The sequence below is a fragment of the Ruegeria sp. BC6 genome (genome assembly GCF_056539185.1).
In genome coordinates this window covers 1-630 of sequence record NZ_JBQFUM010000015.1, presented here as the reverse complement: position 1 = coordinate 630, position 630 = coordinate 1, and the positions used below count along the sequence as shown (strand labels likewise).

The following is a 630-nucleotide window of genomic DNA, read 5'->3' as shown; positions in this document are numbered from 1 at the left end:
TCCCGGCAATCGGCCTTGATGCATTTTGCCAAAAGTTGCTGGTTTACGCGGGCGATGACGGTGGCTCAGTCGTGATTTTCAATGATATTGCAGCCTTTGCCGAGCTTCACTATGGGTCATCAGCCAAACCGCATCACGCGCTGAACGAAAGGCTTACAGCGACTTTTCAGAAAGCACTTCAGTAGAGCGATACCGCGCATCGCAATTACGATGCATCTGCAGCACTGCAGAACTGTGAGTTCTTTCAAAATCTGAGGTCCGCTTTGGGCGGCGGTCTCAATGGATCGCCGCAACACTTCACTTTGAGAGCAAAGATGGAGTGTTGGAATGGCTTATCGACGTCGGATTTATTTTACGGACCAACAAAAGGCGGAAATCTGGGATCGCTGGCAACGCGGAGAGTCGATGAGCTCGATCGGTCGGTTGTTCGATCGGAACTCATCGTCAATCTATCCGCTACTGGCACGGACAGGTGGTATCCGCCCGCCTGAGAGGCGGCGCTCGCGATTGGCAATGACGCTGGCGGAACGCGAAGAGATCTCTCGGGGCCTGAAAGCCAAGCTGTCGTTTCGTTCCATTGCGCGTCAGCTTCGTCGAGCGCCTTCAACAATCGGCCGGGAGGTGCGTCGC

The 630-nt window shown here is 54.6% G+C and carries 1 protein-coding gene and 1 pseudogene; both read left to right on the top strand.

All coding sequences use genetic code 11. The annotated features are described in order from the left end of the window. Positions 1-185 (top strand): annotated as a pseudogene (locus tag ACR0MM_RS18595) (DUF302 domain-containing protein); the annotation flags it as partial. A gap of 142 nt (positions 186-327) precedes the next feature. Further along, positions 328-630 (top strand): helix-turn-helix domain-containing protein (locus ACR0MM_RS18590; protein ID WP_480697869.1); only part of this gene is annotated, 303 nt, incomplete at its 3' end.